This is a genomic window from Haloterrigena turkmenica DSM 5511, from assembly GCF_000025325.1.
Taxonomy (GTDB): domain Archaea; phylum Halobacteriota; class Halobacteria; order Halobacteriales; family Natrialbaceae; genus Haloterrigena; species Haloterrigena turkmenica.
Genome location: NC_013743.1, coordinates 2,783,019 through 2,800,591, shown reverse-complemented (window position 1 = coordinate 2,800,591; position 17,573 = coordinate 2,783,019). Strand labels below are relative to the sequence as shown.

At 65.3% G+C, this 17,573-nt stretch carries 19 protein-coding genes; 8 read left to right on the top strand and 11 right to left on the bottom strand.

What is annotated here, in order from left to right:
* The first annotated feature begins 81 nt into the window (after nt 1–81).
* Nucleotides 82–678, top strand: a complete 597-nt coding sequence (locus HTUR_RS13445) for a metal-dependent hydrolase (protein WP_012943869.1) — start codon at nt 82–84, stop codon at nt 676–678.
* An 86-nt stretch (nt 679–764) separates the two neighbouring features.
* On the opposite strand, the gene HTUR_RS13440 is transcribed toward HTUR_RS13445, so the two are convergent.
* The gene (locus HTUR_RS13440; RefSeq protein ID WP_012943868.1) at nt 765–1,487 is read right to left on the bottom strand and encodes a metal-dependent hydrolase; all 723 of its coding nucleotides are present in this window, start codon (nt 1,485–1,487) and stop codon (nt 765–767) included.
* Between the two features lie 158 nt (nt 1,488–1,645).
* On the opposite strand from HTUR_RS13440, the gene HTUR_RS13435 reads away from it, so the two are divergent.
* The 6 genes from HTUR_RS13435 (at nt 1,646) to HTUR_RS13410 (ending at nt 7,876) form a co-directional block, all read left to right on the top strand.
* Complete coding sequence (locus tag HTUR_RS13435) at nt 1,646–1,909, top strand: hypothetical protein (RefSeq protein WP_012943867.1); 264 nt, start codon at nt 1,646–1,648, stop codon at nt 1,907–1,909.
* An 88-nt stretch (nt 1,910–1,997) separates the two neighbouring features.
* Nucleotides 1,998–2,975 (top strand): quinone oxidoreductase family protein, encoded by a 978-nt coding sequence (locus HTUR_RS13430; RefSeq protein WP_012943866.1) that lies wholly within the window; start codon nt 1,998–2,000, stop codon nt 2,973–2,975.
* Nucleotides 2,972–4,159: a thiolase family protein gene (locus tag HTUR_RS13425; protein WP_012943865.1), complete on the top strand. Its 1,188-nt coding sequence runs from the start codon at nt 2,972–2,974 to the stop codon at nt 4,157–4,159. The genes HTUR_RS13430 and HTUR_RS13425 overlap by 4 nt, the downstream gene beginning before the upstream one ends.
* Nucleotides 4,160–4,227: 68 nt before the next feature.
* Nucleotides 4,228–6,435: a DHH family phosphoesterase gene (locus tag HTUR_RS13420; protein ID WP_012943864.1), complete on the top strand. Its 2,208-nt coding sequence runs from the start codon at nt 4,228–4,230 to the stop codon at nt 6,433–6,435.
* A gap of 562 nt (nt 6,436–6,997) precedes the next feature.
* Entirely contained in the window at nt 6,998–7,489 is a 492-nt protein-coding gene (locus HTUR_RS13415; RefSeq protein WP_012943863.1) for an SHOCT domain-containing protein, read from the top strand.
* 168 nt (nt 7,490–7,657) lie between these two features.
* The gene (locus tag HTUR_RS13410; protein WP_012943862.1) at nt 7,658–7,876 is read left to right on the top strand and encodes a HalOD1 output domain-containing protein; all 219 of its coding nucleotides are present in this window, start codon (nt 7,658–7,660) and stop codon (nt 7,874–7,876) included.
* 299 nt (nt 7,877–8,175) lie between these two features.
* Here HTUR_RS13410 and HTUR_RS13405 read toward each other — a convergent pair whose 3' ends face one another.
* Nucleotides 8,176–8,601, bottom strand: coding sequence for an EamA family transporter (locus tag HTUR_RS13405; RefSeq protein ID WP_049941737.1), 426 nt, complete (start codon nt 8,599–8,601; stop codon nt 8,176–8,178).
* Between the two features lie 604 nt (nt 8,602–9,205).
* Between HTUR_RS13405 and HTUR_RS13400 the strand changes: the two genes are divergently transcribed.
* Nucleotides 9,206–9,871 carry a helix-turn-helix domain-containing protein gene (locus tag HTUR_RS13400; RefSeq protein ID WP_012943861.1) on the top strand — a complete coding sequence of 222 codons (666 nt, stop codon included), beginning with the start codon at nt 9,206–9,208 and terminating at the stop codon, nt 9,869–9,871.
* Nucleotides 9,872–10,104: 233 nt separating this feature from the next.
* On the opposite strand, the gene mnhG is transcribed toward HTUR_RS13400, so the two are convergent.
* The 9 genes from mnhG to tenA all read right to left on the bottom strand — a co-directional run bounded on the left by mnhG (nt 10,105) and on the right by tenA (nt 17,532).
* A complete protein-coding gene (gene mnhG / locus HTUR_RS13395) occupies nt 10,105–10,470 on the bottom strand; it encodes a monovalent cation/H(+) antiporter subunit G (RefSeq protein ID WP_012943860.1) in 366 nt (121 codons plus the stop codon).
* Complete coding sequence (locus tag HTUR_RS13390; protein ID WP_012943859.1) at nt 10,467–10,766, bottom strand: monovalent cation/H+ antiporter complex subunit F; 300 nt, start codon at nt 10,764–10,766, stop codon at nt 10,467–10,469. Before HTUR_RS13390 ends, mnhG begins: the two co-directional genes overlap by 4 nt.
* The gene (locus HTUR_RS13385) at nt 10,759–11,364 is read right to left on the bottom strand and encodes a Na+/H+ antiporter subunit E (RefSeq protein ID WP_012943858.1); all 606 of its coding nucleotides are present in this window, start codon (nt 11,362–11,364) and stop codon (nt 10,759–10,761) included. The genes HTUR_RS13390 and HTUR_RS13385 overlap by 8 nt, the downstream gene beginning before the upstream one ends.
* A complete protein-coding gene (locus HTUR_RS13380; protein WP_049941897.1) occupies nt 11,364–13,040 on the bottom strand; it encodes a complex I subunit 5 family protein in 1,677 nt (558 codons plus the stop codon). Before HTUR_RS13380 ends, HTUR_RS13385 begins: the two co-directional genes overlap by 1 nt.
* Nucleotides 13,041–13,084: 44 nt before the next feature.
* The gene (locus HTUR_RS13375) at nt 13,085–13,441 is read right to left on the bottom strand and encodes a sodium:proton antiporter (protein ID WP_008894390.1); all 357 of its coding nucleotides are present in this window, start codon (nt 13,439–13,441) and stop codon (nt 13,085–13,087) included.
* Nucleotides 13,438–13,902: an MnhB domain-containing protein gene (locus HTUR_RS13370; RefSeq protein WP_049941736.1), complete on the bottom strand. Its 465-nt coding sequence runs from the start codon at nt 13,900–13,902 to the stop codon at nt 13,438–13,440. The genes HTUR_RS13375 and HTUR_RS13370 overlap by 4 nt, the downstream gene beginning before the upstream one ends.
* Entirely contained in the window at nt 13,899–16,259 is a 2,361-nt protein-coding gene (gene mbhE / locus HTUR_RS13365; protein ID WP_012943855.1) for a hydrogen gas-evolving membrane-bound hydrogenase subunit E, read from the bottom strand. The genes HTUR_RS13370 and mbhE overlap by 4 nt, the downstream gene beginning before the upstream one ends.
* A 216-nt stretch (nt 16,260–16,475) precedes the next feature.
* Nucleotides 16,476–16,808, bottom strand: coding sequence for a hypothetical protein (locus tag HTUR_RS13360; RefSeq protein WP_012943854.1), 333 nt, complete (start codon nt 16,806–16,808; stop codon nt 16,476–16,478).
* 64 nt (nt 16,809–16,872) lie between these two features.
* Complete coding sequence (tenA, locus tag HTUR_RS13355; RefSeq protein ID WP_012943853.1) at nt 16,873–17,532, bottom strand: thiaminase II; 660 nt, start codon at nt 17,530–17,532, stop codon at nt 16,873–16,875.
* Nucleotides 17,533–17,573 lie beyond the last annotated feature (41 nt).

The window sequence follows — 17,573 nt, the reverse complement described above, 5'->3', positions numbered from 1 at the left end:
TTCGTCGCCGGTGCCGGAAATCGGGACGGCGGTCGTACCGTTTTCTCGAGTCACTCGACGGTTCCGTTCCCTCGAAGACCGATGGTTGACGTCACCGGTCACCTCGGCATGGCGCTGCTGTTCGCCGCACCGGCGTGGCTGGTCTGGGGACGGCGAGGTGCGCTCGCGTTCACGGCGTTTACCCTGGTGACGGCGATGCTCCCGGACACCGACCTCGTTCTACAGCAGTTCCTCCCGATCACCCACCACGGCGTGACGCACACCCTGGTGTTCGTCGTAGTGACGAGCATTCTCGTCGGGGCGGTCGCCGCCCGGTACCTCACCGACTGGTTCAACGACTATCGCCGAATTCGGAGCACCCGAATCGCGGCCGGAACGGTGTTCGTCTTCGCGACGGGGGGATTGATCACCGGCGGCGTCAGCCACCTGTTCGCGGACGTCCTCTCCGCTCCCGATATCGCGGCGCCGCTCTCGCCGTTCTGGCCGGTCTACTCCGAACCGGTAATCGTCGACGTCATCTACTACGCCTCGCCGGTCTGGAACTTCGGACTGCTCGCCGTCGCTGTCGGCCTCCATCTGGTGTTGGCCCGGCGCGAACGCTATCCGCTCGAGACGCGCTACCGGATCGGTGACCGCACCGAGAGCGATACCCGATATCGCTCGCGGGGTAACGACTGAGGTCTCGCGGTACCGCTCAGTATCTAGAAGAAAAGCCGATCCGCCGGTGATCGGCGGTCCGTCGTCGGTCGACGCGTCTGCTCAACTCACAGTTCGTAGGACTCGTCGCCCTCGAGGGCGACGACCTCGGCGTCACTGCCGGTGCCTGCGACCTCGCTTCCGAACTCCTCGGGGTCCTGCTCGATCGGCGGGAAGGTGTCGTAGTGTTGGGGGAAGGCGACGTCGACGTCGAGCCAGTCGACGGCGATAGCGGCCTGCTGGGGCCCCATCGTGAAGTGATCGCCCATCGGGACCGCGGCAGCGTCGGGCTCGAGATACGGGCCGATGACCTCGCGCATCTCGGTCATCAGCGAGGTGTCGCCGGCGTGATAGAACGTCGTCGACTCCTCGTCCGAGACCTGTGTCGGCTTCGTGTCTGAGACGACGAAGCCGGCGGGCATGCCGCCGCTCTTGTCGTTTTCAGTCATGATCCCGTTGGTGTGGTCGGCACGGACCATACTGACGTACGCGTCGCCGCACTCGACGGTGCCGCCTAAGTTCATCCCCATCCCGCCGACGGCGTCCTCGAAGCCGAACTCGTCCTCGCAGTAGGAAACGAGCTCCGGCGTCGCGACCAGCGTCGCCTCGGAGAACTCGCCGGCGTGGGCGATGTGGTCGGCGTGGCCGTGCGTCAGCAACACGTAATCGGGCTCGTCGACGTCCGCCGGCTCGAGGTCCGTCTTCGGATTGTCGAAGAACGGATCGATCAGCAGCTCCGTCTCCCCTACGGTGACGTGCCACGTCGAGTGGCCGTGCCAGGTGACTTGCATTGCGTGCGACCGATTGGGTCGAATGCAACTTAAAGGTGGTCGAGCCGGTTGGTTTCGGACCGCTAATCGACGCACCGAGCCACTCGCACGAGACGCCGCGACGGCCCGGTCGTCCGCCAATGCCGTGCGGTTTTTTAGCCGGGGCCCGTACGGCGCGTATGCTCTCACTGACGCTCGAGGACTTCATGGTAGAGCTGAACGACGGATCGATCAAGAACGTCGGCCCGGCGAACAAGTCGGCGACGGTCAAAATGTTCGACGTCGAGTCCGCCGAGGCCCGCGAATTCGGCGACAAGCGCGTCAAACTCGTCTTCGAGGACGACGACGGCAGCGAGGTCCAGGTCTCGCTGTTTCCGGAGGACGTCCGGAAGCTCGCCGACGACATCGAAACGCTCGAGGAGGACTCGCCGGTCTTCGAGTAACGCGATCGGCGAATCGCCGGCAACGACTCCTTCTGATCGGCTCCCGGTATAGGGACGTTTATACTTCCACTCGTAACACGCCAAGGACATGCGAGCTATTCGCGTTCCGGCGTACGGAGAGCCGGCGGTGTTAGAACCCGCCGACGTCTCGGAGCCGACGCCGGATGCGACGGCAGTCCGAATCGACGTCGCGGCCGCCGGGATCAACTTCGCCGATCTCGCGAAACGACGGGGCACCTATCCCGACGGGCCGACGCCGCCGTACGTGCCCGGCATCGAGGTCGCCGGCCGGATCGCCGAGGCGGGCGACCGAACCGACTTCGAACCGGGTGACGCGGTCGCGGCTTACGTCCCGCGAGGCGGCTACGCCGAGTCGGTCGTCGTCGCGGCCGACAGGGCGTTTCCCGTTTCCGACGGGCTCTCGCTGCGAGAGGCCACCGCCGTCCCAATCCAGTGGGTGACGGCCCACAACGCGCTCTTCGAGTGGGGCGGCCTCGAGACCCCCGGCTCCGACGTCGGGCCGGAGCGGGTGCTCGTCCACGCGGGCGCCGGCGGCGTCGGATCGGCCGCCGTCCAACTCGCCGCGGCGGCCGGCGCCGAGGTGTTCGCGACCGCGAGCACGGTGGCGAAACGCGAGTTCGCGGCCGATCTCGGCGCCGATCACGCGATCGCCTACGACGCGGTCCCCGCAGCGATCGAGGAACGTGGCGAAGGGGTCGATCTGGTACTCGACGGGGTCGGGGGCGACGCGTTCGACCGGAGCATGGAGGCGCTCGCGCCCGGCGGCCGGATCGTCGCGTACGGACTGGCCAGCGGCGAGGTACCGACGGTGTCGACCCCGGAACTCCTCTTCGGCAATCACAGTGTGATCGGCTATCACCTGGGAGAGGCCGCCGAAAACCGGCCCGAGCGAGTGTACGCGGCCCTCGAGCCGCTTGACTCGCTGCTGTCGTCGGGGGACGTCGAGGTCGTCGTCGACCGAACCTTCCCCCTTGAGGAGGCGGACGAGGCACACAGATACGTTCGGAACCGCCGGAGCCGCGGGAAAGTGCTCCTGCTACCGTGACTCGAATCGATTCGGCGTCCGCCACACCGGCCGGCGCTCCCGGACGGAACGTCGCCATCGCGGGCGCCGCGATGACGCCGTTCGGCCCGCGCGAGGCGTCGCTGCTCGAGCTGCTGGCCGAGGCCGGCACGGACTGTCTGGCGGACGCGCCTATCGGGACGGACGAGGTCGATCACCTCTTCGTCGCCCGCTCGGGCGGCGCGTACGAGGGACAGAGCGGACTGGCGGCCGCGCTCGCGGGTGAGCTCGGAATTCGGCCGGCCCACGCCGTGGCGATCGAGCAGACGTCGTCCTCGGGCGCGGCGGCCGTCTACGAGGCGTGGAAGGCGATCGCGTCGGGGACCTGCGAGGTAGCGCTCGCGGTCGGCGGCGAGCGGATGACCCATCTCTCGACGGCGACGGCGACCGACATCGTCTCCGGGATCACCCACCCCGCGGAATACAGACACGGGATCACGATCCCCTCGTTCGCGGGGTTGACCGCGCGCCGGTATCTCGAGCGATACGACGCGCCCCGGACGGCGCTGGCGAAGGTCGCGGTCAAGAACCACGCGCACGGCGTCGCCAACCCGAAGGCCCACTTCCGACGTGAGATCGACGTGGAGACGGTACTCGACTCGCCCGTGGTCGCCGATCCGCTCCGACTGTACGATTTCTGTCCGATTTCGGACGGGTCAGCGGCGCTGTTACTCGTCGCCGAGAGCGCGCTCGACGGCGGCGAACACGTCCACGTCGATGGGATCGCCGGCGCGACGGGAACGCACGTCGTCCACGAGCGAGACGACCTGACCGCCATGAGCGCGGTCGTCGACGCCGGCCGACGGGTCTACGACCGCGCCGGTCGGACCCCTGACGACATCGACGCCCTCGAGGTCCACGATATGTTCACGATCCTCGAGCTCCTCCAGCTCGAGGGACTGGGCGTCGCCGATCGCGGGGAGTCCTGGCGGCTGGTCGAGCGGAACGCGACCGAGCGCGGCGGCGAACTGCCGGTCAACACGTCCGGCGGGTTGAAATCCAAGGGACACCCGATCGCCGCGTCGGGAGTCGCACAACTCGTCGAGCTCTACGACCAGCTGATCGGACGGGCCGGCGATCGGCAGGTCGACGCCGACGTCGGAATGGCCTGTAACGTCGGTGGGTTCGGTAATTGCGCGATCGCGACGATTCTGTCCGCGCCGTGAGCGGCGGGGCGTTTCTCGCGGCCGCATTTCGACAACCGTTTTAGGACGAAACCGCTTGGTTCGAATAGATGGGTAACTGTATCATCTGTGGCACAACTGTCGACGGCGAAATCTGCGAGAGTCACGAGGAGGACGCGGTCTTCGAATTTCGTGGCACGTCCGCCTCGGAGCTCACCCCCGGTCGGTACTACCGGGGCGTCGTCGACGGCTACGCCGACTTCGGTGTCTTCGTCGACATCGGAGACCACGTAACCGGTCTGTTGCACAGGAGCGAACTCGACCGACGACTGGAGAGCCTCGACTGGGAGTCCGGCGACGAGGTCTTCGTCCAGGTTCTCGACGTTCGAGACAACGGCAACGTCGACCTCGGCTGGTCGATCCGCCAGCGCGAACGCGAGTTCCGCGGCCACCTGATCGACACGGGCGACGACGAGGTTCGTCCCGAGGATCTCGAGGACGACGCCGAAGCCGAGTCGGCCGCCGATTCCGGTTCCAGTTCCGGATCCGATTCCGACACCGACGCGGGAGCCGAGACCGCGACCGATACCGAATCGGAAGCGAGCGCCGACGAGGATCCCGCTGCCGGCGACCTGCAGGCGGCCGCCGACGATACGGGGCCGTCCGACGAGACCGGCGCGCCGAACGCGAGCGAAACCGTCGCCGCTGGTAGCGGCGGCGTCGCAACCGAGACGGCCGCGACCGGCTCGACGGCGGCCACCGACGACGCGGCCGACGCCGAACCCGAGGCCGAACCGGCGCTCAAGCGCACGACGATCGAGGCCATCGAGAACCAGGTCGGCAGCGTCGTTCGCCTCGAGGGCGAGATCACCGGCGTCCGCCAGACCAGCGGCCCGACCGTCTTCGAACTCCGCGACGAGACGGCCACCGTCGAGTGTGCCGCCTTCGAGGAGGCCGGCGTCCGCGCCTACCCCGACGTCGACGTCGACGACGTCGTTCGCCTCGAGGGCGAGGTCGAACGCCACCACGGCGACCTCCAGATCGAGACGGAGACCCTCGAGATCCTCGAGGGCGAGGACCGCGAGACCGTCCGCGACCGTCTCGAGGAATCGATCGAACGCGAGGCCCGACCGGCCGAGATCGACCTGCTGGCCGACCACGACGCCGTCGCCGCCGTCGAGGACGGACTCTCCGACGCCGCGACCGCGATCCGCCGCGCCGTCGTCGAGGCCCGACCGATCGTCGTCCGCCACGGCGCGACCGCCGACGGCTACGTCGCCGGCGCCGCCATCGAGCGGGCCGTCCTCCCGCTGATCCGCGAGAAACACACCCGCGAGGACGCGGAGTACCACTACTTCGAGCGACGCCCGCTCGACGGCCGCGTCTACGACATGGACGCCGCTACCAGCGACGTCACCTCGATGCTCGAAGCCCGCGACCGCCACGGCGAGCAACTGCCGCTGGTCGTCGTCGCCGACGCCGGCTCCACCGAGGAGTCGATCGACGGCTACGACCTGCTCTCGCTGTACGACGCCGAGACGGTCGTCATCGACGATAGCCGCGCCGACGAGGAGATCGCCGACGCCGTCTCGGTCGCCGTCGCACCGTCGCTGTCCGGCGCCGACGTCTCGGACGTCACGTCGACGGCGCTCGCCGCGAACGTCGCCGCCCACATCAACAGCGACGTCCGCGACGACCTCGTCCACCTCCCCGCGGTCAGCTACTGGGAGGACACCCCCGAGGCGTACGTCGATCTCGCGACCGAGGCCGGCTACGACGAGACCGCGGTCTCGGACCGGCGGGAAGCCGTCGCCCTCGAGGCCTTCTACCAGTCGTACAAGGACAAGCGCGAACTCGTCATCGACCTGCTGTTCGGCGACGAGGAGACGGGTCGAAACGGCGATCTGGCCGCCCACGTCTCCGAGCAGTTCCGGGCGAAACTCGACACCGAACTCGAGACGGCCCGGGAGAACTTAGAGACCGAGCGGGTCGACGGCGTCACCGTCGCCGTGCTCGACACCGACGCGTTCACCCACCGGTACAACTTCCCGACGACGAAGCTGCTGCTCGACGCGCTCCACCGTCGACAGCGCGACGAGGGCCCGTTCGTGACCCTCGGCGTCGGCGACGACGAACTGCACGTCCGCGCGACCGAGTCGCTGAACGTCCGCGAGCTCGGTGAGGCGATCGACGACGCGGTGCCCAACGGGGGCATCAGCGTCGTCGGCGGGCAGGACGGCCACGTGGAGTTCCTGCCCGGCGAACGCGACGCCGTTCGCGAGGCCGCACTCGAGGCGCTCGGCGAGACGCTCGCGTAACACGCGCACTTCTCCGCTGTCTCCGACGGTCGATAGCGACAGCGTCGTTTCGATTGCACAGCGGCTAAAGAGAGAACACGGCCGAAAACAGACGTCCTGCTACCGTGGCAACGGTGATTGCCACACCCTCCCCAGCCGATTTCTGCTCACGGGCGCTGCGGGACGGCTCTGCCGTCCCGACAATCGCGGCGCGTTGCGCCGCGCTCTGCCCGTTTGCATGGTTCGCGGAACCTCTGGTTCCGCGCTAACGCTCACTTCCTTCGGTTGTTCGATCATCCACTGGAAGACGCTTCGCGTCTTCCAAGCCGTTCGCCCATGCGATCTGCTCACGGTGCGAAGCACCGGTCGCATGGTATGCGGGACCGAAGGTCGCACTACTCGCGAAGACCTCACGCGGGTTTTCCGTCGCGTCCTCGCGGTGCTCGGACGCGTCGTCGGCGCGCGCCACCGCACGCCGAATGCTCGGTACGAGCGCGATAGATCGCGGCTGTGCGTCTCGCTGGTCCGTTCGACGATATCTCGGACCGTTAACGTATTTCCGGTGCCGGTCGAATAGAGACGTATGAACGGGAGCGAGGGGAACGCTCGAGGGCGGCGGACCGAAGACGATCCGGGAACTCGCCTCCGCGAGAACGCGACCGGAATCGCGTCGATGCTCGTGACCGGCCTGTGGCTCGGCGCAATGTTCACGGGACAGGGCTGGTGGCTCGCCGCCCTGTTGGTCGGCTACATCGTCGTCGTCCCGCTGGTCGCCCTCGTGTTCGGCGACGAGGCCGACCGGAAGGAGTGGCTAGACGACTGGACGACCGACTCGAGCGCGGACGTCGAGTCCGATTCCGACGGCGATCGAACGGACGCGCCGGCGGATCACCGCGACGCCCTCGAGACGCTCCGCGATCGCTACGCCGCGGGCGAGTTGACCGACGACCAGTTCGAGCGCAAACTCGAGCGATTGCTCGAGACGGAGACGCTCGAGGACGCCGACGAGTGGATCCGAGACCACGATCGCGAGCGAGGAACGGACGGCGAGCGCGACCTCGAGTACGAGCGCTGACGCGGCCCGAACGGTGGATAGCGGCACCACTTCTCCTGCAAGATAATTACTTTAAATTCTTCATGGATTTGAATGGAAGGATCGTAAACGATCACAAACCCGCATCTTCGATCATCGTCTACTTTCATTCGCGAAGCGCTTATAAACAGGAGCGTCGAAAGAACCGCTATGGGGAATCTCATCCAGCGTTCGCAAACTCAATTCGTTACCGAGATTGTGACGAGAGTGTCCGAGATGGAAGGGACCGACCCTCTGGACTTGCCACCGCTCTACGACAGCATCGATCCCGAGGCGCTCGATCGACTCGCCGATTCGAGTGAGATCCGATTCGAATACGCGGGATACAGCATCGCGATCGAGAACGGGACGATCACTATCGATCAATAAGCATACACAGTTACCGTTCGGTACAGGCAAACGATGGAACGCTGCGGGTTGGAACCTATCCAATCTCTATCGAGAACGGCGTGCTGAAGACAGAGCGAAATCCAGCACGGCGACGAGTGCTGGCGGAGACAACGCGGACTGGTAGAGACAGATGATCTAGCAACGAGACGGATTCTGCTTCCTCTAATACCTACTAAGAACGACGTTTGGGGCTATTCGTTTATTTCCGAGTGGAAGACGCGCCTTGACTCGCTTTTTTCGAGAGTAGTATCCCATGCCCAATAATCGCGTAGGCTACTCTATCGGGTAACCAAGATGATCCCAACAACTGCGAACGCTATCCCAGCAAATCTCGTTATCGTAACTTCGTCTCCGAGGATGACCATACCGATGAGAGCCGCGACGACGAAGTACATCGCACCGAGAGTAGAGATGACGGTTGTTGACCCTCCGGAAAGACCGATGTACATCGAAATCAGGCCTATTCCGGTGAACAATCCGGCCGTGCCAGCGAGCAGTCCTCCTCTCGCAGTAATGGCAAGCGATGCGTCTGAAACGAGGATGTATCCGAGTGCAAGAGGTCCCGCAACAAGATAGGTGATTGCAGCGGCCGTCCTCGGGTCAATAGACTCCGACGCAGCGTTGCCCAAGACTACCCAAATTCCCCAAGCTACCATTGTAATCGAACCAAAGAACAGAGCCGAATCTATCTCAGGGAAACTCATTATCGTGATTCAACGTAATGGTTGAATAGCGACGCCCAGAGACGCTCGAAGCGACTGGTATCGAACGGTGGGGTGACCCCGGCGAGGAGGTGGAATTTCGGTTCAGTGTCGCTGCCTCGGTCATCGGCATGATATCTCTGTGCCATACATACTGCATACCGACCGTTCCCGCATTGGTCTCTCTCTTAATCGAATAATCCATTTATATCGGGTCTAGGAGATTCCACGCATCCCCGACCGCTTTCGCGGGTCGTTCGATGGATGCAGTGAGGACGACGAGGGCAAGCAAAAAGGATGATTATCGCCCAGAGAACTCCACGAGAGATTTTCGATGCGCGGTCATCCTCGTTCCGAGTAGTGTACCACCAACTCCGCCGGACCGCTCTCTTATCTCGTCCCCCAGCAGCCTCCGTTTCACTGACCCATAGAACAGCGCCCGACTGCTGAACGCAGACTCTGTCTATAGCGTTTCGCTGACTCCGATTCGGAACGCACCGCCAATGCTTTTTATATCCTCTGTATGCAGCAAACCGGTTCTGATAGTTGCTAAGGGCTTCACCAGATATACATATTCATATATTACAGATACCTACCCTGTAGAACAGTGACCGATATCAAAGCAGTCGTCCGAGTCGAGCACCCTGACATAGTGCTCACAAAGACAGTCACTCACGACCAGAGTTCGAAAGTCGAGTCGGTGTTAGAGGCAGGAACTGACCCTACATCGGGGAAATTCTTCTATCGCATACAGTCATCTGATTTCCGCCAGTTCGAAGACGGATTGCGGAACGATCACACCATTGGCGAGTTTGAACGAGTTATTGAAACCAGAGACGAGAAGGCGATCTATAGTTTCGAGTATACAGACGAAGCGAAGATCATCTCACCAATTATTTCGACCGCGAATGGTATCATACTCGATATGAAGAACGACAGAAACGGTTGGATTCTAACAGTATGGATGCCCGACCGGACGAATCTGGCCCCTCTATGGGACTATGCAGAACAGAACGACATTGATATCGATTTACTGCGCGTGAACGAATACGCTAGTTTAGGGAATACGGACGCAGGATTGACCGATAGCCAACGAGAGGCACTCCTCGTCGCACTCGAGATAGGGTATTTCGAAGACCCACGGAACGCAACTCTCAGCGAAGTCGCCGCTAATCTGGATATCTCTCAACCTGCAGCCAGTGGTCTCCTTCGGCGTGGGACCAAACGACTCATCATTTCTTCCCTGATGGATGACAGTGAAAAGCCAGATTGATCAACGGCTACTCGGTGCAGTGGCGACGATATCATCATTAGGGCACGATGTGTCTTCGTCAGCGTCCCAGGGCGAGTGTCGTGACCGAAACGCGCCCTGTATTCAGTACGCCGCGAAGATCAGCTATCGAAGCTAGCAGATTCGTTGGCGGACAATACGTATCCGTGGTTATCGGATCGGACGGTTCGTTCTCACACCGAGTTCCGGATACAAAACCGTGTGATAAACGACTGTTAATCGTCGACTTCCTCAGTGCGCTGGGATCGATCGGATCGGTCGACAGCGCCGGGATCGGGCCAGGTGACACTGCCCTCGAAGGGGATGCCGATCTGCTCGGCGGCGCGGGCGATCATGTGGGCGCCGGTCGGGACCGTCAGGAAGAGGAAGACGATCCCGATGAGGGCGGTCAGTCCCTCGTGTCCGGGGCCGAAGTGGACGAAGCCGGCGAGGAAGATCGCCGCCGTCCCCAGCGTCGTGGGCTTGCTCGTCGCGTGCATTCGGTTGTAGACGTTCGGCAGGCGGAGCATGCCGATGGTGCCGACGGTCAGGAAGAAGACGCCGACGACGATCAGCGCGATCACTAGTCCGGTTCGGATCACGGTTCGTCGATCACCTCCCCGTCGGTGATGAACTTGGCGGCGGCGACCGTCGCGATGAAGCCGATGATCGCGAGCACCAGGCTCACCGTGACGAAGAGCCCGCGGTCGGTCTGGATGGCGAAGAGGACGGCGATGGCGACGACGTTCGTCGCGATGGCGTCCAGTGCGACGACCCGGTCGGGGTTCGTCGGCCCGGAGATAACGCGGTAGCTACAGAGCACACAGAGGCCGCTGACGAGGATCAGCGCCCCGCCAACGACGGCGTCGAGCAGCGCCGGATCCGCGGCTTCACTCATCGTTCTCACCTCGGCGTTCGCGGGCGGGACCCCTGTCTCTTTCCCCGCCGGAGACGACGATATCGGGCGCCGGATCGTCGGGTGAGGCCTCCTCGTCGAACATCTTGAGGGCGTAGTTCTCCCACGTCCGAATCGGCGCGACGATCGCCTCGGGGTCGCGGCCGTCGACGGCATGGACGTACAGCGAGTTGGTCTCCTCGTCGTGGTCCAGCGTGACCGTCCCGGGCGTGATCGTGATGCTGTTGGCGATGGTCGTGACTGCCAGATCCGTCTCGACCCGCAGCGGCACGAGAATTACCTCGGGCTCGATCGGCATTCCCGGCGAGAGCACCCGGTAGGCGACGTCGATGTTCGCGCGGACGATCTCCCACGAGAAGGTCGCGAGGTAGAGCCCGGCGGCGGGGAGCGCACGCGTACCCCGGGCGACGTCGACCCGCTCGATGTACAGCCGCCGGAAGACGAACGCCGTCGGGAGGCCGACGACCAGTCCGAAGAGGAACTGGCCGAGGACCGCCGACGGCGCCAGCGACGGCCCGCGGACGAAAATCCAGAGGACGGCGAAGACGGCGCCGGCCAGCGGCCAGGTCTTGACCCGCATCAGTGCTCACCTCCCTCGGTCTCGAGTTCGTCGGGTTCGAGCGGATCGACGGCGTCGACGTACGCCTCGCCGTCCAGCGCGGCCGACGCGGCGGCGTCGGCGAACTCGTAGACCGGTTCGAAGCCGATGCCGACCGCGACAATGGCCGTCGCGAGAACGAGGACGACGCCCACCTGCACGACGTCGACCGATGCCTCTTCGACGGCGTCGGTTCGGGCTCCCCAGAAGCTCCGGTTCCACGTCCGCGTCGTGTAGGCGATGGTCAGCAGGGAGCCGACCAGCAAGAGGACGAGCAGCGGCGCCGACTCGGCTCGAGCCGCCGCGTCGAAGACGAGGAACTTGCCGAAGAAGCCCGACAGCGGCGGGATGCCGACGAGGGCGAGCGAACCGACGAAGAAGCCGATCGCCAGCGGCGGCGATCGGCCCGCCAGTCCGCCGAGGTCGGAGAGTCGGCTCGTCCCGGTCGCCGACCGGATCGCCCCGACCGCTAAAAATAGCAGCCCCTTCGCCAGCGTGTGGTTGAGCGCGTACACCAGCGCGGCGACGACGGCGAAGTGGCGCAACTCGGCGCTCCCGGTCGTCGCCGCGATAGCGACCGGAACGGCGATGAAGCCGACCTGCCCGATGCTCGAGTAGGCGAGGACGCCCTCGATGGAGTCCCGGCCGACGGCGCCGATCCCGCCGACGAGAATGCTCGCGGCGGCCATGACGAACAGCGCCGCGCCGACGAACGCGAGCGGGGAGTCACCCGCGATGACGGTTCCGACGCCAGGAACGGCGAGTTCGACCGGGACGTCCGCATCCGCGAGGACGGTAAACGAGAGGCGGATGATCGCGTAGATACCGACCTTCTTGGTCGCGCCGGCCAGCAGGGCCGAGATCTGGGGCGGTGCGGCCCGGTAGGCCGTCGGAATCCAGAACTGGAAGGGGACGAGGCCGGACTTGATCGCGAACACCGACAACAGCAGGGCGAAGAGGCCGACGACCGGTGTCGGATCGAGCCCGTAGGCACCGGGGTCGGCGAGTCGCTGCGCGAGGTCGGCCATGTTGAGCGTCCCCGTCGTCGCGTAGATGCCGCCGACGCCCAGCAGGAAGACGGCGCTGGCCAGCAGGTTCAACGCGACGTACCAGAAGGCCGCGCGGGTGTGCTGGGGGCCGCCGTAGTAGGCGACGAAGATATAGCTGGCCATCAGCATCACCTCGAACCAGACGAACAGGTTGAACAGATCGCCGGTGAGGAAGGCGCCGGTGACGCCCAGCGCCAGGAAGTGAAACAGCGGGAAGTAGTAGCTGCGCCGGTCGATCTCGGGCAGCACGCGCGTCGAGAAGACCAGCGACGCGATCCCGAGGATCGCGACCATCGTCAGCATGAACGCGGAGAGGCCGTCGACGACGAGCGTGATTCCGAACGGCGCCGGCCAGTCGCCGACCTGGTAGGTCGCGACCCCCGGCGCGTCGGGCGCGAGGACGACGTACCAGTCGATCGCCGCGACGACGGCCGCATAGGCCGCGCCGCCCGCGAGGCTCACGCCGATTCGGAGCCGCGGCCACCGGCCGAGCAGGAGGCTCCCGACGGCCGCGACGAGCACGACGAGCATCGGCGCGATCACCAGTCCCGATTCGGAGCCACCTGGAACCGCAGCGAGCGGCGCCGTCGGCTCGATTCCCGCCGTCATCAGCGTCGACTCGAGTCGTGTCATCGTCGTCAGTAGCTGCGTCATCATCGGTCGCGATCACCCAGTTCGGAGACGTCCAGCGTGTCGTGTTCCTCGTAGACCCGATACGACAGCACGAGCGCGAAGGCGGTCATCCCGAAGCCGATGACGATCGCGGTCAGCACGAGCGCCTGCACCAGCGGATCGGCCGTCTGGGGAACGTGCTCACCGTGGCCCGCGAGGATCGGGACCGAGTCGGCGCTCGCGTCCGCGAGGCCGCCCATCGCCAGCAGGTAGACGTTGGCCGCCTGGCTGATGATCGCCAGTCCCCAGACGACCCGGATCAGATCCCGGCGGAGCAGCAGAAACGTGCCCAGGGCGAACAGCGCGCCGACCACGGCGGCGAGGATCACGGCCGTCATTCGGCACCCACCACCGAGAGGATCGTCAGGAGACCGCCGACGACCACGCAGTAGACCCCGAAGTCGAAGGCCAGCGCGCTGGCAATCTCGATCTCGCCGTAGATCGGGACGTGTTCGAAGATGACGAACGTCTGGGTCAGGAACGGCAGCCCGAACAGCAGCGGGACCAGCCCGCTTAGGACGGCGATCGCCAGCCCGTACTCGAAGAGCCGTCGGTAGGCCACGACGACGCGGTCTCTCGAGGGCTCCTTTCCGGGATCGACGTCGCGACCGAGCACCCCGCGTTCGAGGAAGTCCAGCCCGAACGCGAGGTAGATGACCGCGAATGCCGTCGTCGTGAGGACGCCGCCGATGAAGCCGCCGCCGGGGAGGTTGTGACCCTCGACGAACAGCGAGATCGAGACGACGAGGATGATCGGGACGACCACGCGAGCGGTCGTGCGCATGACGACGGTCGTCACTCGTCGTCACCTCCCGATCGCATCACGATCAGCGTCAGGATCGAGATCGCGGCCATCGCGACCACGACGAGTTCGCCCATCGTGTCGAACCCGCGGAAGTCCACGAGGGTCACGTTGACGATGTTCGTCCCGCCACCCTCCGGGACGGCCTGTTCGGCGTAGACGCGGGCGATATCCGTCGATCCCTCGGGGCGGGCGTCGGTCGTGACGAGAACCGTGATGAAGGCGGTCACGCCGACGGCCAGCGAGACGACGGCGTCGCGGGCGTACTTGCCGAGGCTGACCTCGTAGTACTCGGGGATCTCCTCGATGACCAGCAGGAAGATCAGTAGTACGAGCGTCTCGACGACCAGCTGAGTCAACGCGAGGTCGGGCGCGCTCGCGAGGATGTAGAAGATAGCGACCATGAAGCCGAGAATAGACAGCGTGAGGACGCCGGCGATGTGGGAGTCGGAGAGCGCGACCGCGAGCCCCGCGACGACCGCGACGAGCAGGACGAGCGCGACCGCGGGCGCGGCGTCGAAATCGATGAGCTCCGACGAGGCGACGGTGCCGGCCGCGACGAACCCCGCGAGCGCCAGCCCGCAGGTGCCCAGCAACGTCCACGTCGCGTACGTCCGGAGCAGCCCGTTGTGGATGCGGTCGCCGATCCGGGCGCCGCTGCCGGTGAGGCCGCCGACGATCGCGTCGTACCACCAGTTCGCGGCGATCGGTGGGGCCGCGGCCAGCGCCGCGTTGAGCCCGTCGTGGATCCGTCCGTAGAACGGGTAGGCGGCCAGTCCGAGCACAATGGTGATCGCGCTCATTCCGACCGGGGTGGAATAGCTGGTCGGAAGCCCGGCGTGCATCTCGTGGTGCTCGAGGGCGGTTGCATCGACGCCCGACTGGACGATCGCGTCGACGGCGAGTTGCGGCCGGATGCTGACGGCGGCCGCCAGAATCGCCAGCACGCCCGGCGCGACGACCAGCGTGGTCGACGGGCGGTGGACGTGCCCGAGGGCGTCGGGCCGGTCGCCGAAGAACAGCGAGAGAAAGCGCAGCGAGTAGAGGACGGTGAAGATACTCCCGAAGACGGCGACCGCGGGGTAGAGCCAGCCGAGCACGCCGATGTCGTGGTAGTGACTCGCCTCGACGGCCGCCTCGAACAGCAGTTCCTTCGAATAGAAGCCGTTGAACGGCGGAATGCCGGCCATACTGAGCGCGACGATCACCGTGATAAGCGCCGTGACCGGGAGGTCGTGACGGAGGCCGCTGAGGTCGTCGATATTGCGGGTGCCGGCTTCGTGGGCGACGATCCCGGCCACGAGGAAGAGCGCCGCCTTGAACAGGGCGTGGTTGAGCAGGTGGAAGACGCCGGTCTCGGCGCCGTAGATCGACGTGAAGCCGAAGCCGGCGACCATCAACCCGAGGTGGCTGGCCGTCGAATAGGCCAGCAGTTCCTTGATATCCGTCGCCGCGACGGCCATGATCGCACAGACGGTCATCGTCGTCAGGCCGAGCGTCGCGAACAGGAACAGCCACTCCTCGCCGACGAGGATGGGCCGCATCCGCCCGATGAAGTAGACGCCGACCTTCACCATCGTCGCGGAGTGGAGAAAGGCCGAGACGGGCGTCGGCGCCGCCATCGCGTTGGGCAGCCAGAAGTGCAGCGGAACCTGGGCCGACTTGGTCCCCGCGCCGATCGCGAGCAGGCCGAGCACCGGCAGGAACAGCCCCCGCTCGCGGAGGCCGTCGGCCATCGCCTCGGGGGTCTCGAGCATCGCGGCCAGATTGAAGGCGGCGTCGGGGCCGACGACGTCGCCGGCGACGATCGACAGCATGAGCAGGCCGACGAGCAGGAAGAGGCCGCCGCCGACGGTGATGAACATCGCCATCCGGGCGGCGTACTGCGAGGAGTCGTCGGCCGTGTAGTGGCCGATCAGGACGAACGAACAGAGGCTGGTGAGCTCCCAGAAGAGGAAGATCGCGATCAGGTCGGCCGCCAGCGCGACGCCGACGATCGAGCCCATGAACGCCAGTAACGCGGTGTAGAAGCGAGCGAGGTGGGGTTCGCCGTGCATGTACGCCGGCGAGTAGAGGAAGATGAGCGTCCCGATACCGCAGGCTAACATCGCGAACAGCAGTCCCCAGCCGTCGAGGTAGAAGCGCAGGGCGATATCGAGCGACGGGATCCACTCGAGGCCGACGGGGCCCTCGGTGCCGCGCTGGCTCGCCAGCAGGAGGAAACTCGCCAGCGCGACCGCTACGCCGGCGTAGCCGGTCCGTTCACCAAGCAGGCGGTACAGGACGGGCGTGCTCACAGCGGCGACGAAGGGGAGGGCGACAGCAGCCAGCACTACCGACAACTCTGGCGGCATCTAGTTTTGCTAATCTACCGAGACGGCGTACTTAAATCGTCGCCTTTCGGTTCCTATTCTGGTTGTCGGCGGTAGATTCGAGGGGCGACGCGGCTGGAATCGGCAGTTGGTCACTGTTACCGAGTCGATCGGAATCGCGAGTCGAGCGGCAGCGAGCGCTCGAGTTGGTCGACAGTTTTGTCGAGTCGAGCGACGATCGCGATCAGTGAGGGCCGTTCACCACCGTTCGATACGGTACGGCCCGTCGACCGTCTCGAACCGGTCGATGCCGAGCACTCGGTCCGCCTCACGGAGGGCCTGTCGTCCGGTCGCTTCGGCCGCGGTCGCGTCGTCGCCGTGGAGCGTCAGCCGACAGTCGATCGTCACCGCCAGCCCGTCATCGCCCGCGTCGACCGCGCCGAGTTCCCTGACGTCGGCGTATCGGACGATCGCGAGCGACTCGAGGGCTTCCTGTGCGGCGACGGCCAATTCGCCGCCGCGCTCGAGGGGAACGTCGACCCGGAGGGTCGCCGCCGCGATGCGTTCGATGACGGTGTCGCGCTCGCTCATGCGCGGCGATTGGGGCACCGTCGGTATGACCGCAACGGTCGTCCCGTCTCGATCGTGTCCACGGTCAGAGCTCCCAGCCCTCGCGGGTGTAGGCCATCTCCCAGAATCGGTACTCGAGTTTGGCGCTCGTCAGGAACGCCTCGCGCATCGCGTCGTGCTCGCCCGGATACCGCTCGCCGCAGTCGTCGACGAATTCTCGACACCAGGCGGTGGCTTCGCGGAAGTCCTCACCCGTGTACAGCTCGATGAAGGGCGTGTACCGGTGCTCCTCCTCGGCGAGGGTGGCCATGTGCTCCGCGACGTCGAGATACCCCTGCATGCAGGGGTACAGCGCTGCAGCGATCTCAGCGATCGATCCTTCGTACGCGGTCCGCACGAGGAAGTTCGTGTAGGCGTGACAGGTCGGCGCCTTCTCGACGGCCTCGAGGTCCGCCCGCGAGATACCGTAGTCGGCGGCGAACTCCCGGTGGAGGTCCATCTCGTGATCCAAGACCTCGTGGGCGACCCCCAGCAGGTGGGTCATCGTCGCCTCGTCGCGGGCCTTCGTGCCCGCGATCGAGAACACCCGCGCGTAATCGAGCAGGTACCGGTAGTCCTGTTTCACCCAGTGCTGAAAGGCGTCTTCGTCCAACGTGCCAGCCGCGAGTTCGTGCACGAACGGGTGCTCTTTCTGTGCCGCCCAGACGTCCGATCCCGCCTCGAGTAACTGGTCGCTGAAAGCCATCTCGAATCGACGCTGACGGTCGGTCGAATATTATAAGGCGC

Bases quoted from the DNA above. Each gene is read 5' to 3' on its own strand.
- HTUR_RS13445 (WP_012943869.1), top strand. From the start codon at position 82: ATGGTTGACGTCACCGGTCACCTCGGCATGGCGCTGCTGTTCGCCGCA.
- HTUR_RS13440 (WP_012943868.1), bottom strand. From the start codon at position 1,487: ATGCAAGTCACCTGGCACGGCCACTCGACGTGGCACGTCACCGTAGGG.
- HTUR_RS13435 (WP_012943867.1), top strand. From the start codon at position 1,646: ATGCTCTCACTGACGCTCGAGGACTTCATGGTAGAGCTGAACGACGGA.
- HTUR_RS13430 (WP_012943866.1), top strand. From the start codon at position 1,998: ATGCGAGCTATTCGCGTTCCGGCGTACGGAGAGCCGGCGGTGTTAGAA.
- HTUR_RS13420 (WP_012943864.1), top strand. From the start codon at position 4,228: ATGGGTAACTGTATCATCTGTGGCACAACTGTCGACGGCGAAATCTGC.
- HTUR_RS13415 (WP_012943863.1), top strand. From the start codon at position 6,998: ATGAACGGGAGCGAGGGGAACGCTCGAGGGCGGCGGACCGAAGACGAT.
- HTUR_RS13410 (WP_012943862.1), top strand. From the start codon at position 7,658: ATGGGGAATCTCATCCAGCGTTCGCAAACTCAATTCGTTACCGAGATT.
- HTUR_RS13405 (WP_049941737.1), bottom strand. From the start codon at position 8,601: ATGAGTTTCCCTGAGATAGATTCGGCTCTGTTCTTTGGTTCGATTACA.
- HTUR_RS13390 (WP_012943859.1), bottom strand. From the start codon at position 10,766: ATGAGTGAAGCCGCGGATCCGGCGCTGCTCGACGCCGTCGTTGGCGGG.
- HTUR_RS13385 (WP_012943858.1), bottom strand. From the start codon at position 11,364: ATGCGGGTCAAGACCTGGCCGCTGGCCGGCGCCGTCTTCGCCGTCCTC.
- HTUR_RS13380 (WP_049941897.1), bottom strand. From the start codon at position 13,040: ATGACGGCGGGAATCGAGCCGACGGCGCCGCTCGCTGCGGTTCCAGGT.
- HTUR_RS13375 (WP_008894390.1), bottom strand. From the start codon at position 13,441: ATGACGGCCGTGATCCTCGCCGCCGTGGTCGGCGCGCTGTTCGCCCTG.
- mbhE (WP_012943855.1), bottom strand. From the start codon at position 16,259: ATGCCGCCAGAGTTGTCGGTAGTGCTGGCTGCTGTCGCCCTCCCCTTC.
- HTUR_RS13360 (WP_012943854.1), bottom strand. From the start codon at position 16,808: ATGAGCGAGCGCGACACCGTCATCGAACGCATCGCGGCGGCGACCCTC.
- tenA (WP_012943853.1), bottom strand. From the start codon at position 17,532: ATGGCTTTCAGCGACCAGTTACTCGAGGCGGGATCGGACGTCTGGGCG.